Origin of the sequence: Sphingobium sp. SA916 (assembly GCF_002894065.1) — a bacterium.
Lineage (GTDB): Bacteria > Pseudomonadota > Alphaproteobacteria > Sphingomonadales > Sphingomonadaceae > Sphingobium > Sphingobium fuliginis.
On sequence record NZ_LXYF01000002.1, the window covers coordinates 179548 to 194991 of the forward strand.

The window sequence follows — 15444 nt, forward strand, 5'->3', positions numbered from 1 at the left end:
TCTGTGGGCGCATGAGGTCTGACCGGTCAAATTGGTTCTGGAGCGGTTATCTGATTGCATCGGATAACCGCTCCAGCGTCAACCGCGCAGCATCTCGTGCCGGAAACCCCGGGGGCTGAGGCCGGTCGCCTTGCGGAAGGCGGCACTGAAGGCCGCGACGCTTTGGAAACCGCAATTGCCCGCGACGACCTTGATAAGGGCGCCATCCTGAACCAGTTCTCGCTTGGCCTGCGCAATCCGCGCATCGGCAATGTAACTGCCCAGGGTCTTCCCGACCGTGTTCTTGAAGGTCCGCATCAGATGCCGTGAACTGACGCCGCATTCTTCGGCCAGATCGACGATCGACAATGGCCCCGCCAGTCCCGCCTCGATACGCTCCTGAAGGCGGCGCAGGCGCCAGCCCGCCATTCGTGGATCGGCGGTGTCATCGCATTTGTGAGCGATCTGAAGGTGACGAGACAGGTCGATGACCAGCGACAACGCAATGGTTTCGACCATGATGTCGGGCGCGAAACCGGGATTGCGCACTTCCTGGGCGAGGCGGGCGAGGCCCTGACGGACCCACGGCGCCTTGACGTCGAAACAGGGGGGCAATGACGAAGGCATTACCTCATTCTGAAAGAGCTGATCGGCTGTCAGGCTTTCGAAGGTCAAACAGAATATGCGATATTCGCTGGGTTCGCAGCGCGCTTCAAACTGGCTCCCCTTTGGCAGGTAGGAAACCTCGCCAAAGGGTGGCGCATGGCGCTTGCCGTCGGGCAGCAGACGCGCCCCGCGCGCGCGCGGGCCGAGCGAATAGTCGAGATAGTGACTGTTCGGCTCGAACCTGGCGTCACAGCTGCATTCCCACGCAAAATGCCGGATATCGGCACGAATGCCGTTCGCGATGATGCTGTTCTCGACATGGAAATAGGAGACGGTGAGCGGCTGGCATGGAAGGATGGTGCCCGTTGACTGCATCATAGGTCGCCCGCCTGCCATTGCTCCTTCCGTCCCTTTCCATTCGCGCCTGTTTGCGCCGCAAAGCAGGATATGACAAAATCGGCAGGTTCGAACGCGGAGCATGCAAAGGCGACTGCACCCGATCCATGTGTGTCGCGCCTGCGTTCAGAGCTTGCCTTCCATGCTGGTCATTGAACCCGGTCATGAGCGGACATTATGGGGCCTTGTCCGCAGCACGTCGACTCGCAATCATATCGCGCAAACCGGACATCCCATCGCGAAACCGTCATTGCGTTCATGGCCGACTGGTCGGAAAATCTCCAAAGCATCGCGAAGAGGACATTAGTTTGATCGCCGGCATGACATGGCGCTCAAGCCGGTTCTCCGCGCCGGTTCCTGATGTTAGCGCTCTGTCGCATGGGCATGAGGTGAAAAAGCATCCTGCCCGAATTCAACGCTCAGGGAGGGGATGAAATGGCTTCAGGTAAATGGATCCAGACGACCGCATTGGCGAGCTTGTCGGTTTTCGCGGCTAGCGTGCCGGCAATGGCGGCGGACCAGACCGGACCTGTGGGAATCGAGGACATTGTGGTCACCGCCAGGCGGACCGAAGAAAATATCCAGACCACGCCGGTCGCCGTCACCGCACTGTCGACCGAAATGATCAAACAGGCGCAGGTCGGCGATGTGGCGGGCCTGCAGCGCACCGCGCCGAGCCTGTCGATCGCGACCGGCGCCCCGGGCGGTTCGGGCTTCGTCTATATCTCCATCCGCGGCATGCCGGCATTGAATCCGGGCGTCGCCAACGATCCTTCCGTCGCAACCTATGTCGACGGCGTTTATATTCCGCGCCCCTCGCAGGGTTCGGCCGATCTCATCGACCTGCAGCGGGTCGAGGTTCTGCGTGGCCCCCAGGGCACGTTGTTCGGTCGCAACACCACCGGCGGCGCGCTCAACATCGTCACGGCCAATCCTACGGGCGATTTCGGAGGGCAGTTCCGCATTCAGGGCGGCAACTATGATTATCGCAATGTCGACGCGGTTCTCAACGTGCCATTGATGGGCGAGGAGTTGGCGGCGCGCTTCGTCTATGATTTCGTGGATCACGACGGCTATGCCCGGAATTTGACCTCGAACAGCGAACTTAAGGACCGCAACAGCCATTATGCCCGCGCCAAATTACGTTGGGCGCCCGCCGGCAACAACTGGTCCGCCACGCTTAGCGGCGATTATAATATCATCAAGGATCATGGCCAGTTCGTCGGTCTTGCAGCGGTCAATCCGGGCGCGAGCGCGGCGATCAGCGCCATCAACGCCGCAACCCCCCTCGCGCCCTATCTGCACAGCAAAGCCCATTGGTACGATGCCTATGGCATTCCATTCAGCACCAATCCGCCGGTCGGGTCCAATTACGGTTTTCTGACCGCAGGCGGCCGAAACGCCTATAACAGGCTGGAAGCCTATGGCGGCAATCTCACGATCGATGGCGAAATCGGTTCCGTCACCGTGAAATCGATCTCTGCCTATCGTTACAGCAACGCGATCGGCCTGAACGAACTCGATGGCACTCCTGCCCAGATTCTGGCGGCCGAAAGCGCCTACAAGTCCGATCAATATTCGCAGGAACTTCAGTTCTCCGGGGAATTGGGCGACCGCTTCAGCTATATTCTCGGCGGCTATTATTCGACGGAAAGCGGCCGTGAATCGTCCGTATCGCAGACCTTCGGGTCGTTTGCACCCGCAGCCCCCGCACCCAATTTCGGTTTCGGCCTGAATTACGGCACAGTGAAGAATGTCTCGGTCGGCCTGTTCAGCCAGGGCTATTACCGTCTGACCGACAAGATCCGTCTCACCGGCGGCGTCCGCTGGACATGGGATAAGCGGGAGGTTGTTCTGATGAACAGAACGAACCTTGCCGCCAACACCTGCGCGCCCGAACTGGTCTCGAATCCCGACTTCGTTGCGCCTTGCAGCCTGCCACGTTCGGTCAAATATAATTACCCCGCCTGGACGGCGGGTATCGATGTGGAAATCACCGACAGCCTTTTTGCTTATGTGAAGACGAGCGCCGCATCCAAGGCCGGCGGCTTCAATATGCGCAATGGTTCGGCCGCGACACCGCCGTTCAAGCCGGAGAAGGTCAGGGACGTTGAACTCGGCGTCAAGTTCAGCACATTGGATAACCGGTTGCGCATCAATGCCGCCGCTTTCCATTCCTGGCAGTCGGACGTTCAGCGCAATGCTTCCGACTGCATCACCCCACCGGGCGCGCTTGCCTGTGCAACCACGCAATTCCTCCGCAACTCGGGCGATGCGCGTGTCTATGGCGGCGAACTTGAAATAAGCGCCGTTCCCTGGGAAGGGATGCTGCTCTCCGGCAATCTCGCCCTGCTCGACGGCAAATATGTCTCCGGCACTTTCGTCGAACAGCAGCAGTTCGTTCCCGTCGCCGGCGCCAACGTGTCGGATTGCGTCGCCGGCACCGCCGCAGGTTCGGTCCGCTGTTCGGTCGATCGCAGCGGCGAGGCTCTGCCGCAAATGCCCAAGAAGCAGTTCGGCATATCGGCCACGCAGAAGGTGCCGACCCCATTTGGCGAACTCTCGATCTACGCAAACTACGCCTATATCGGCAAACAGAATTTCGGTCTGTTCACCGCCGATCCGCGGCGTCCGCAAGCCTATCGTGATGCGGTTGCCATTGCCAACCGGATCAATAGCATTCCGGGATATGGGCTTTTGAGTGGGCGCATCGCCTTGCAGATCGAAGATCCCAATCTTGAGCTGTCGATCTTTGGCCGCAATATTGGCGGAAAGAAATATGTAACCCGTGCCTTCGCCGATCAGTTGCCGACACTGGGCACGGCGATCGATTATATCGGCGATCCCTTTACGTGGGGTATCGGCGCGACCTTTCGTTTCGGACCGAAAAGCTAGTCCCGGAGCGACCGGCTTTGGCGCTTCCGCAATGGTTTGGCATTCATGCAGCCCCCGTTTGGGATTTACGAAGGTCGTTCGGAGTGGTTACCTCATTCGCGAACTTGGAGAAGGCCTGAGGGATATTTCATGACAGATACTATCAGGAAAATTGGTTTCATCGGTCTGGGCAGCATGGGCGGCGATCAGGCGCGGGAACTTGCCAAACTGCCGCTTGACCTTACCGTTTACGACGTGTTTCCCGAGGCACTGGCGAAATTCGAGGGCCGCGCGAAGCTCGCCGCTTCCATGGCGGAGGTCGGCGAGGATGCCGACGCCGTCGGCATCTGCGTGCGGGACGACACGCAGGTACTGGAATGCGTCGATGCACTGCTGCCCGCGATGAAGCGGGGAGCGATCCTGCTCATCCACAGCACGATCAAGCCGAAGACCGCGCAGCATATCGCCGAGCGCGCTGCCCCCCTGGGTATCGACGTCATCGATGCTCCGGTTACGCGCACCGAAATGAGCAAGGACGGTCCCTTCGTCTTCTGCATGACTGGTGGCGAGGAGTCCGTCGCCGCCCGCGTCCAGGTGGTGCTCAACGCCTTTTCGACGAACACGATGCATATCGGTCCGCTCGGATCGGCAATGGCCCTCAAGATCTGCAACAACCTCGTTTCCTGGTGCGGCATCATGTTGGGTATAGAGGTTGCCAATGTGGCGGAGGCGTCGGGCGTGCCGATGGACAAGCTGCTCACCGTGATGAAGCGCAACGGCAATCTCACCCCGCCGATGGCGGGTTTCGTCGACTTCCGCAATAATCCGGGGGATGCAGCCCGGCGTGCCTTCTTCGCCAGCCAAGCCGGCATCGGCGAAAAGGACCTCGCGCTGGCTGAAGAACTGGCGGCGGGCGCCGATGCGGTATCGCCGATCACCAGCCATACCAAGACGCTGCTCAAGAAGACGCTGCTTGCAATCTGCGAGAGCTAGATTTTACCAAAATCGGCCGCGAATTTAGAGAGTTTTCGTTCAATGAATAAAACGCTGCCGGCCATGAAGCCGGCAGCGTTTTATTCATTTTGAATGATCGCTATCTCACTTTCAGTCCCACTGAAGATGAAGCTCGGGGACATGAAGAATGTTTCCGACGAAATAGCCGACCTCGAAGCCGTCCTTGATACGGAATGGTGGGATCGCCTTGAGAAATTCCTCAAGGGCGGTTTGAAGCTCCAGTCGTGCGAGGTGCATGCCCAGGCATTTGTGGATGCCATAGCCCAATGAAATATGCTGACCACGGCGATCGAAGCGGATTTCATTGGGATTGTCGTAGAAGTTTGGATCGCGTCCCGCGACGGGCGTAGAAACCGCCACATAATCGCCCGGCATGATCTTTTGCCCGTGGATTTCCATTTCGCGCGCCGCGATCCGGAAAACGCTGACCGGTGCGAAGGCGCGGAAAAACTCCTCGACGGCGAGCACGATCTTGCCTGGATTTTCACGCAGTTCTTCCTGCCGGTCCGGATAACGGGCAAGAAAGGTGAAGATATTGCCGAGCATCGAGGTAACCGTGTCGAGTCCACCGATAAAAAGGTTGAAACAATGGCCGAAAATTTCGGCATCATTCCATTTCCGGCCGTCTATCTCATAGTCGAAAATGCGACTGATATAATCATCGCGCGGATTAGCGCGCCGGTCGGCGATTTGTTCTTCAAGATAGGCCTTTACCTTACGCACGCCGCTCGCACGGGCTTCCAGCGTTTTGGTGTGCAGAATCTCCTTCTCCCATTGAAGGAACTCCTCCAATCTTTCTTGAGGCAAGCCGAGTAAATCGAGCACGATGTAAATCGGAAATTTTTCGGAAAATTCATGCACGAAATCGCAATGGCCGCGATCCTTGAAGCTGTTGATCAGCGTGATGGCACGCTCGTGCAGATTGTCGCGCATCGCGGCCATGCGTTGGGGCGCGAAATAGGGATTGAGCGCTTCGCGATACTGCCCGTGAGCGGGCGGGTCTGTCTCGGTAGGGATGACCAGCCAGTCTTCGCCAATGGATTGCGCGAACTTGCCCATCCCACGCTTTGTGAAATTCTCTCCATCCCGCAAAATTGTCTGTATGTCCTCCATGCGGGTCAGCAGCCAGCCCCCTTGATGAGCCATAAAGATATTGGTTACCCAAGTAATAGGACCTAAAGTTTCATGTATTTGGGGAATAAGGGTTTCCTGCGGACATTCCGAAATTGTGACACGATCGAATAGTCGAAGGGATATTGCCGCTTCTTCGGCGACATGGGGAGGAATGAGATCATAGTCGCAATTTGACATTGAATTTACCTCTTTGATTATAACTGAATATATATTATTTCATCAGATTATTTTCAATATAGAGCTAACGGTACCATTTTCTCCAATGTCACCTTTGCCTCAGTATCTCTCACGAGACAAAGTGGGCAATGCAAACTGGGAAACGTCGTTGCTGCCTCACGCAGATCATAGATTGTGCCCGATAAGCCGTAAATCGCGACAATATATTTCAGCATGACAGGCTGTCTCGAAAGCGCCAAAAAAGCTGGCTACCGGTTGGAGTGGTCACAGCGTAAAGCTCGTCATGGATGTTATCCTCTGTACGGCGCAGCTTGGCATCGAGCTAACTCTCGCACGGGCCACTGATTCGTTCTTATGGGCTATAATATCTCGACAGACGCGGTCCTTGCGGGCGCGCTGGATAAAATGAGTGGGAGCCTGTGGTCAGCAGCTTTCGGCGATAAGGGCCGAGGCGATCGCAGATTTGCGGATGTCTTTTGGTTTGAATAGTAATGCCTTGTTGCGTCAAGCACGCCATGCGGCCATAGGCGTAGGAAATGGGCGATCAGACACAGGCGATAATATTGCGCGTGGTCGAGCGTGCGCCACAATGGGTGCGCAGCGACCTGCTTTCCAAGGACGTCGGCGTACGCAGTCGAGCAGAAGAAACCTTGGCAGCCATGATTACGGATGCATTGGCGAATGGCACCCCTGAAACGTCTGGGGATTAAGGCGACACGCTATTTCGAAGCCATGAAAGGTGCGAGTAGTGGTCGGTTCCAGGCAATTTCTCTGCTCCGTTATGGCTGCACTGCTCTTATTCCCGTTTCACCCAGTCGCAGCAAGATCGGCGGTGGCTTTGCAGGTCGAATGCGCTCAGCAGCGACGCTTTCTGCTGCGGATCGATGGAGAGCGGGCGATCATTCGTTTAGGCACAATGCCATTGCTATTGAAGCGGAGGGGCTCTTCACTAGGGCAACGATTTGGCAGTGAGGACGCGCTTATGACGGTGGTGGAGATGAGCCATGGCGAGATTTCGTGGTTTGATACATTGTAGCGTGTGGATCGCGGCGAACTGGGGGTCGTGGGACGCCATCTGATCATGCGGGTGCCGGCGAGGCGATCTCTTGAAATCTCCAAACCGGGCGCCGTTGCGATCCAGAGGTTTGCAATCGATCAAAGAAATTGGGAGACGGATTTTGAGTATCGGTGGATATCAAAAATCCATTCGTGAAAAACGTGGAGCGAGAAAATATTGACTTCGGTATCATGTGGCTTCATTAGCTCGTTAAGAGTACAATATAGTTCTTGGATATTTTGTTGGTCTCGACATTTAATGTTATTAACTTATTTTGAATATGCAGCGATGTACGTGCGTTTTTGAATACTGCCTCCGTCTCAAGACGTTTCAGGAAGTCTAATACTGTTGTTTCAGCCACATCGCTGCCCAGTCGCTGGCATACGGTCTCGCCGTCCTGCGATTGTGCGGAAGACTTTGCGTTCCCAGCCAGTAGCGGAAATTCGTCTCTAAGATTTAGTGAATTTCGCGATTTCGGCTGCGGTCTTGCGTTCCACCTATGACTGACCGTTTATCACGAACGAGCGCGACCTCCGCTTGCGCGCGAGGGAAGCCTAAGCTGACCGCCACTCCTAGAAACTTGCGCTCACGCGAAAAACATCATCGGTCGCTTGCTAGGGACCAAAATTACATTAAATCCAAGAATGGCGAAGGCATCGGCTAACCCGCGCAACCTTGAGCGTAGCTTATGGGTGAACCGCCACGAATCAATTGACCAAATTGTCTATTAATATAGTAGATAATTTGTGCTGCGCGGGGCAGCTTTGGCAGGGCAAAGTATGAAATTTTCCGATCAGCTTCTTCTGGCGGGCACCCTATGTGTCTTGTTTCCTATGGTCCTTGAAACCTCCCAAGCCCAGCTACAGCCCACAGACAATGCTCATGCCAGGGGTGAAATCATCGTCACCGCTGAACGCCGGGCGACTGATCTGCAAAAGACAGCTATCGCCATTTCGGCCTTCACGCCCGACTTGCTGGAGCAGCGCAATCTCACCAGCGTGGGCGAAAGCGACCCTATCCAGGAACCGGTGCTGGCCGTCTATGTCGACGATGTCTATGTTCCGCGCCAGATCGGATCGATGAGCGTACTGATCATCAGCCGACCAAGTGCATGAGGCACTTAGCGCTCCATCGGGTTGACGATGTGGCCCGGCCCGGGAAAGTCCAATCGAGATCGCGACGGGCGAGTATCGTTGCGCCAGCTGCGTTTCATTCAAAGCGGTCTAGCTGGTCTGTTGGGCGTAGCCTTCCGAGATTTAGATCTTCGGCATCAAGTCCCCCGGCTTGGAAGTTAGGTCTAAATTCGGGATTCGTCCATCACCTCGACAAGAACGAAAATTTGTTGGTATTGACCCAAAGAACCAAGGGATTTATAGAAGTCGAAGTAGGTTCCATAAGGTTGTTGGTAATCTTGTTGGATCTGCAAATTTTGGAATTTTGCAAATCTTTAATCTTCAACCATGTGCGTCGAAATTTAGTATCCCGGCAATGGACCCATAATGTCGATCTTCACCGGGAGGTTGAGATCGGCCTGGCCCAACCGCTGCAAATCTCCATCGGCGGCGAATATCGGCTCGATCGTTTCCGCACCTTCGCGGGCGATCCGCTGGCCTATGAACCGGCCACATACAGCTTCCGTCCCGGCGACCAGCAATATGACTGGAATGTCGGCGTCACCGCCTCGCCGGTGGTGCAGGGGGGCATCGTCCTCTCCCCCGCCGATGAAGCCGACATCAGCCGCAAGGTCTATGCGGGCTATGTCGATCTCGGCATCTATCCGCTCGACGCCTGGTATATCGGCGCCGCGATCCGCGCCGAACATTATAGCGACGGTTCGGGCAGTCCGGTCGGCCTGAAACTCAACAGCCGTTATGAGGTCAGCCCCACCTTCGCCGTTCGCGGCACGGTGGGCACCGGCTTCCGCGCGCCGTCGCTGACGCAGATCGGCTATGCCCAGACCGACGGGCGCACTTCCTCCTTCTTCAACGCGCAGACCGGGCAGACCGAATTGCGGCCCACCGTCGCCAAGCTGGTGACGGCGGATTCCGCGGTCGGCCAGCTGCTGGGCGCGAAGCCGCTCAAGGCGGAAAAGACCTGGAATGCCGGGCTGGGCTTCGTCTTTACGCCCACGCCGTCCCTGTCGGTGACGCTGGACGGCTATTATATCCGCATCAAGAACCGGATCGAACGCACCGGTCGTCTGTTCGGGCCCGGCATTTCCGCCATCCTCGCCGCCAATGGCCTGTCGGACATCGAACAGGCCGAATATTTCATCAACGCCGCCGACACCACGACCAAGGGCTTCGACCTGGTGGCCGATTATTCGAGGAACCTGGGCGATCTGGGCAAGCTGGGCCTGACCTTCGCCTTCAACTATTCGAAGACCAAGGTGACGGACGTCGTCGCCACCCCGTCGCAACTCTTCGGTCCCACCGGCGCTTCGCTGCTGGGGGCGGGTTCGGTCTTCTTCGGCGGCGACAAGATCGGTGAGCTGGAAGTGCTCCAGCCACACACGAAACTGGTCAGCACGCTCAACTGGAGCAAGGGCATTTTCGGCTTCAGCCTCACCGCCACCCGCTACGGCAAATATACGCAGCGCACGGCGGCGGGCGACGACCGTCATTTCGGGGCGAAGGTCATCACCGACGCCAGCGTCAGCGCGAAGGTGACGGAATTCGCCACGCTTTCGGTGGGCGCCACCAACCTGTTCGACGTCCGCCCGGAAACCAACGGGCCGGGCAATCCCCAGACCGGGCAGGGCTATTACGGCCCGTCGCCCTTCAACCCCGCAGGCGGCTATTATTATGGACGGATCGCGCTTGCTTTCTGATCGCCGCACCTTCCTGGCGGGGGCGGCCGCCCTCGGCCTCGCCGCCTGCGCGGGGAAAAGCGGCCGCACGAAACTGGTGCTGGGCGACCAGGTCCATCTGCTGGAGTCGAAGGCGGAGGCGGCGGGCGCCCTGAACGACCTGCCCTATGACGTGCAATGGGCGAATTTCGTCGGCGCCGCGCCGCTGCTGGAGGCGCTTAACGCCGGGGCGGTCGACACCGCTCCGGCGGGCGACCTGCCGGTCGTGCTGGCCGCCGCGGCCGGCGTGCCGCTGAAGATCATCGCGGGTTCGATTTCATCGACCAGGGACATCGGCATTCTCGTGCCCGGCGACTCTCGGATCCGGTCCGTCGCGGGCCTTGCGGGCAAGCGCGTGATCGTGTCGAGCGCGAGGGGCAGCATATCCCATTATCTGCTGCTCGAAGCGCTCAAGGAAGCGAAGCTCGACCGGCGAAAGGTCGGCATCGGCTTCATGATGCCCAATGACGCCGCCGCCGCCTTCGCCGCCGGGCAGATAGAGGCGTGGGCGACCTTCGGCACCTACCAGCTCGCGGCCGAACAGCGCGGCGCGCGCGTGCTGCGCAACGGGGAGGGGATCAACAGCGGCCTGACCCTGATCGCCGCGTCGCAAGCGGCGCTCGACAACCCGGCGAAGCGCGAAGCCCTGCGCGACGTCCTCGCCCGCCTCCGCAAGGCGAGCCTGTGGTCGCAGGCGCATCCCGCCGACTATGCCCGTATCTTCGTCCGGCAGACGAAGGTCGACCCCAAACTCGCCGCCCTGATCGTGGAACGGCAGAACCCGCTGCTGATCCCGCCCGACGCGACGGTGGTGAAGCCGTTGCAACGGGTGGTCGACCGCTTCCATGCCGATGGCGAGCTGCCGGCCCATATCGACGTCGCCTCGATCGTGGACGCAGGATTGTTCCCCGCATGAGCGTCGCCAATCGATCGATAAGTCATTCTCATTGGGCGGTGTCCCGCCGCCTCCCTAAAATATCGCGCAAAGGAGCAGCGCCATGGCCACAGTCTTGAAGGACGACCGTTTCCGCCAGTCGGGCATCAGCGAAGCGGAATGGAAGGTCCGCGTCGATCTTGCCGCTTTCTATCGCCTGTCCGCCCTCTATGGCTGGGACGATTTCATCTACACCCATATCTCGGCGCGCGTGCCGGGGCCGGAGCATCATTTCCTGATCAACCCCTTCGGCCTGATGTTCGATGAGATCACCGCCTCCAGCCTGGTCAAGGTCGACCTCGACGGCAATGTCATCGGGGAAAGCGACTATGGCATCAACTATGCCGGATATGTGATCCACAGCGCGATCCACGGCGCGCGGGACGATGCCCATTATATCGCCCATTTCCACAGCGCCGACGGCATGGCGGTGTCGGCCCATGCCGAAGGGCTGCTGCCGCTCAACCAGCGCGCCCTGGCCCTGATCCCGCGCCTTTCCTACCATGATTATGAAGGCGTGGCGCTCAATCTGGACGAACGCGAACGGCTGGTGGCCGACCTGGGCGACACCAATGTCATGCTGCTGCGCAATCACGGCACGCTGGCGCTGGGTTCGACGCCGGGCGAGGCGTTCAGCGGCATCTATCATCTGGAGGAAGCCTGCAAGGCGCAGGTCCGCAGCCTTGCCGTGGGCCGCGACAGGGTGCTGATCGCCCCGGAAGCCGCGCAGGAGGAAGTCCGCCGCCAGATGAGCCGCGAGCGCAAGCCGGTCGAAGGCGCCAGGTCGCATTACGACCTCGTCTGGGAGGCCGCGCTCCGCAAGGCGCAGCGCCAGTCGCCCGGCTTCGACGCCTGAGGGCATGGCGCAGGAAGGATGCGCGGCTGTGTCCGTCGCGCTCCTCTCCTTGTCGGTGACTGTCCGTTGAACGGGTGCCGGGCGATGCGCGCATCGGCTTGCGCCCGGTTGAAACCCTATACGATCGATTAGGCCGGCGAACGGATGCAGCGCGCGCGGGCCTGCATTCAATCCTCGAAGGAGATTTCCAGCGGCGGCAGTCCGTCGATGGATGCGACCAGCCTGTCGCCTCTTCCTATCGGCCCCACTCCAGCGGGCGTACCGGTGAAGATGAGATCGCCGGGGGCGAGCGCCACATAGGTCGAAAGATTGGCGATGATTTCGGGCACCGACCATATCATCTGGGACAGGTCGCCGGACTGGCGAAGCTCTCCGTTGACAGCCAGCGAAATGGCCCCCGACGACGGCGGCAGACCGGGGCGCAGGTCTCCGACGGGTGCGGAATCGTCGAACCCCTTGGCCATGTCCCAGGGGCGGCCCGCCTTCTTCGCCTCCGACTGCAGATCGCGGCGTGTGAGATCGAGGCCGACAGTCCAACCCCAGATGGCCGCGCTCGCCTGTTCGGCGCCGATCTTCGCACCGCCGGAACCCAGCGCCACCACAAGTTCGACCTCATGATGCAGATCGCTCGTCAAGGGCGGAAAGGGAAGGCGCGATCCATTCGCCGCGACGGCGTCCGACGGCTTTGAAAAGAAGAAGGGCGGCGCCCGGTCCGGATCGGACCCCATTTCCCGCGCATGGTCCGCGTAATTCTGACCGACGCAGAATATCCTGCGAACGGGAAAGCGCTCCTGCGATCCTTCTATGGCGATGGTTGCGGGGGAAAGCTTCGGGATCGCATGCATTGCCAGTCCTCATTCTGCCGGGCGCCGACGAAAGCGGGAGGATGCGATCTTCCCATGGCGCGCTGCCCCCGATGAGCACAGTTGCCCCCGATCAGGCAATAGCCCTGCTGTCGCGAAAGGCGTTGGGAAGATTTTTCGCGGGCAGGGGCATCCAAAGCCCAGCTTCACGGCCTGCAATTTCTGGACGGCCCCAATTCCGAGGGGCGCTTCGGTCTCTGAGGTTCAGCCTCGTGGCGGCCGCGTCTCGGGAAGCGTCAGCAGCACGGGAAGCACCGCCAGCGACACCAGCGCGATCATGATGCCCGGCGCCGCGGTCGATCCTGTTCGCTCCGTCAGCAGTTGCGCGAGCCACGGCGTCAGGCCACCGAACAATGCGGTCGCGGTCGTGGCGCCAAGGGCTAGCCCGCTCAGCCGCCCTTCGGCCGGAACCTGTTCGGCCGTCGTCACCGCGCCCACGGCACTGACGCCGCCCGCCAAAGCGGCGAGCACCACGGCGCCGGCCAGCGCCGACGACGTTCCCGCTCCGGCGAGCAGTCGGAAGGACAGATAGGGCAGCGCAGCCGACAGGACGGCCAGCGCGACGAGCACCGGGCGGCGCCCGAACCGGTCGGCGGCCAGGCCCACGAACGGCGTCACGACAATCACCGCGACCGCCGCGACGGTCGCCAGTTTGAGCGCCTCCGTCTCGCTGAGCCCGCCAGACGAGACCAGATGGATCGGCAGGTAGGTGATGCCGACATAATAGGTGATCGATCCCAGGGCCGAGATGGCGAAGCCCCTCGCCACGCCTGCTCCATGGCGCGATACCACATGACCGAGCGGCCTGCTCACCAGCGTCCCTGCCGCGCGATGAAGCGCGAACTCGGGCGATTCCCGCATCGCCGCGCGGGCCAGCAGGATCGTGCCCGCCAGCGCCGCGCCGAACAGGAACGGCAATCGCCAGCCCCAGCTTTCAAGCGCCGGAGCGGGAAGAAGGCTCACGGTCAGCGCCGACGCGCCCGCGGCCAGCAACCCGCCGACCTCGCTGGTCGCCGCCGCCATCGACGTGACGAGCGCGCGACGATGCGGCGCCGCGCCTTCCAGCAGATAGGCGACGACGCCGGTATATTCGCCGCCCACCGCAAATCCCATCACGCACCGCAGCGCCAGCAGCAATATCCCGGCGAGCGGGCCGATCTGCGCCACGGTCGGCAGCAGGGCGCTCAGCAGCATCGCCACCGTCATCAAGGCCATGGACAGGAGCAGCGTCGCCCTTCGCCCATGCCGGTCCCCGAAATGCCCGAACACCATCGCGCCCAGCGGCCGCATCAGATAGGCGACCGCAAACCCCGCCAGCGTCGTGAGCATCGCATTCCCGCCCACGAAGAACACGCGCGCCAGCACCGTGGCCAGGTAGAGGAACAGGGTGAAATCATACCATTCGACCACGGTGGACAGCGCCGCAAGGGTGAGCGAACGGCGGTCAAGTGGTTCCGAGGCGGGCATAAGCCATCCTTATCACCATCCGGCATGGCGGCAATCGCCGGCCCGGCCTTTTGTGGAACGGGCGCGATGGACCGGTTGTCCGCCCTTCAGGAAAACTGGCCCGCGGCGGCGGGCGATCCGATGCGCTGCGCGAGCGCCCGCATCAGGAGCGAGCTTGACGCCGGATCGCACCGATCATAGCGTCCGCGACGGTTTGATGTTGCATTCGGAGACCTACTCCCATGGAAGAAAGCGCCAAGGAGCGTCCCCCCGGTTATCGATATTCGCGGCGGGGCACTTTGGCGCTGATCCGCGATCTTTCCGTCGTCGACGATCGCCGCAACGCTCTGCTGCTCGTCCTCCAATGGGCAATAGCGATCGGGGCCGGGGCGATCGCCATCCATGTCGACCGAATTCCGGTTTACCTGCTGGCCGGCATCGTCATCGGAACGCGCATTCAGTGCCTGGCGGTGATGATGCACGATGCATGTCACGGCATGCTGTTCAGCAACCGGCGCCTCAACGACCTGATAGGGGACATATTCGTCGCCTATCCGCTCGGCTTCAGCGTCGACCTGTACCGCGCCAATCACCTGCATCACCACCGCTACACCAACACGCTGCGCGACCGCGATTATCGTGTCCAGCGGCGGGATTCCGACCAGCATTTCCCGAAAAGCGCCGCTGCCATGGCCTGGCTGCTGGTCCGCAGCGTGACCGGCCTCAACCTCTATCGCATGGCGCGGGACAGCCGTGTCTGGGCGCCCTTCGCCAATTTCCACAATCCCGGGCGCTTCGGTTATGATTTTCCCCTGGGCCTGCGCATCCGCTATGTGCTGTGGGCGCTGCTCTTCTACGGCCTGATCCTGTTGTCGCCCTATCGCTGGAAGATATTGGGGCTCCTGCTGATCCCGCAGTTCATCTGGGCGAATGTCTTCAATCGGATCCGGGCAATGGCGGAGCATAACGGCGTCTCCGACGAAAGCGAGCTGAAGGGCACGCGCACGGTCATCCCCACCCTGCTCGACAGGTTCCTGATCGCGCCCTTCAACGTGAGCTATCACCTGGAACATCATCTGTTCCCGTCGGTGCCCTGGCCCAATCTGCGCCGGCTGCACGCGCATCTGATGACCGATCCGGTCTATGCGGCGGAAGCGCACGTCACGCAGAGCTATTGGGGCGTGATCCGGGAGTTGATGCCGCCGCCCCTGCCGGCAGGGGAAGGCGAACTTGTCGCCCGCCCGGAAGTAAATCCCTGAT

At 60.2% G+C, this 15444-nt stretch carries 13 protein-coding genes; 9 read left to right on the top strand and 4 right to left on the bottom strand.

The features are described from left to right. Positions 1 to 78 precede the first annotated feature (78 nt). Positions 79 to 963, bottom strand: a complete 885-nt coding sequence (locus tag A8G00_RS02560; protein WP_102999878.1) for a helix-turn-helix domain-containing protein — start codon at positions 961 to 963, stop codon at positions 79 to 81. A gap of 453 nt (positions 964 to 1416) precedes the next feature. Here A8G00_RS02560 and A8G00_RS02565 point away from each other — a divergent pair, with 453 nt between their 5' ends. Both A8G00_RS02565 and A8G00_RS02570 read left to right on the top strand, forming a co-directional pair. Then, entirely contained in the window at positions 1417 to 3876 is a 2460-nt protein-coding gene (locus A8G00_RS02565) for a TonB-dependent receptor (RefSeq protein WP_102999879.1), read from the top strand. Positions 3877 to 4005: 129 nt separating this feature from the next. Continuing rightward, the gene (locus tag A8G00_RS02570; protein WP_066562934.1) at positions 4006 to 4848 is read left to right on the top strand and encodes an NAD(P)-dependent oxidoreductase; all 843 of its coding nucleotides are present in this window, start codon (positions 4006 to 4008) and stop codon (positions 4846 to 4848) included. A 111-nt stretch (positions 4849 to 4959) separates the two neighbouring features. Here the strand turns inward: A8G00_RS02570 and A8G00_RS02575 are convergent, their stop codons facing one another. Then, a complete protein-coding gene (locus A8G00_RS02575) occupies positions 4960 to 5928 on the bottom strand; it encodes a cytochrome P450 (protein WP_253257888.1) in 969 nt (322 codons plus the stop codon). 788 nt (positions 5929 to 6716) lie between these two features. Between A8G00_RS02575 and A8G00_RS24955 the strand changes: the two genes are divergently transcribed. The 5 genes from A8G00_RS24955 to A8G00_RS02600 all read left to right on the top strand — a co-directional run bounded on the left by A8G00_RS24955 (position 6717) and on the right by A8G00_RS02600 (position 11875). Next, complete coding sequence (locus A8G00_RS24955; RefSeq protein ID WP_169575794.1) at positions 6717 to 6890, top strand: DUF6771 family protein; 174 nt, start codon at positions 6717 to 6719, stop codon at positions 6888 to 6890. A gap of 1126 nt (positions 6891 to 8016) precedes the next feature. Further along, on the top strand, positions 8017 to 8352 hold the full coding sequence (locus A8G00_RS02585; RefSeq protein WP_066562264.1) for a hypothetical protein: 336 nt from the start codon (positions 8017 to 8019) through the stop codon (positions 8350 to 8352). 347 nt (positions 8353 to 8699) lie between these two features. Beyond that, entirely contained in the window at positions 8700 to 10067 is a 1368-nt protein-coding gene (locus A8G00_RS02590; protein WP_172451727.1) for a TonB-dependent receptor, read from the top strand. Next, the gene (locus A8G00_RS02595; protein WP_172451728.1) at positions 10057 to 11001 is read left to right on the top strand and encodes an ABC transporter substrate-binding protein; all 945 of its coding nucleotides are present in this window, start codon (positions 10057 to 10059) and stop codon (positions 10999 to 11001) included. Before A8G00_RS02590 ends, A8G00_RS02595 begins: the two co-directional genes overlap by 11 nt. 82 nt (positions 11002 to 11083) lie before the next feature. Further along, complete coding sequence (locus A8G00_RS02600) at positions 11084 to 11875, top strand: class II aldolase/adducin family protein (protein WP_044661071.1); 792 nt, start codon at positions 11084 to 11086, stop codon at positions 11873 to 11875. A gap of 167 nt (positions 11876 to 12042) precedes the next feature. Here A8G00_RS02600 and A8G00_RS02605 read toward each other — a convergent pair whose 3' ends face one another. Next, positions 12043 to 12720 (bottom strand): fumarylacetoacetate hydrolase family protein, encoded by a 678-nt coding sequence (locus tag A8G00_RS02605; protein ID WP_102999883.1) that lies wholly within the window; start codon positions 12718 to 12720, stop codon positions 12043 to 12045. Positions 12721 to 12942: 222 nt separating this feature from the next. Then, the gene (locus A8G00_RS02610) at positions 12943 to 14205 is read right to left on the bottom strand and encodes an MFS transporter (protein WP_102999884.1); all 1263 of its coding nucleotides are present in this window, start codon (positions 14203 to 14205) and stop codon (positions 12943 to 12945) included. A gap of 24 nt (positions 14206 to 14229) precedes the next feature. Between A8G00_RS02610 and A8G00_RS24960 the strand changes: the two genes are divergently transcribed. Together A8G00_RS24960 and A8G00_RS02615 are read left to right on the top strand one after the other, a co-directional pair. After that, on the top strand, positions 14230 to 14385 hold the full coding sequence (locus A8G00_RS24960; RefSeq protein WP_172451729.1) for a hypothetical protein: 156 nt from the start codon (positions 14230 to 14232) through the stop codon (positions 14383 to 14385). 41 nt (positions 14386 to 14426) lie between these two features. Next, positions 14427 to 15443 carry a fatty acid desaturase family protein gene (locus A8G00_RS02615; protein WP_102999885.1) on the top strand — a complete coding sequence of 339 codons (1017 nt, stop codon included), beginning with the start codon at positions 14427 to 14429 and terminating at the stop codon, positions 15441 to 15443. Position 15444 lies beyond the last annotated feature (1 nt).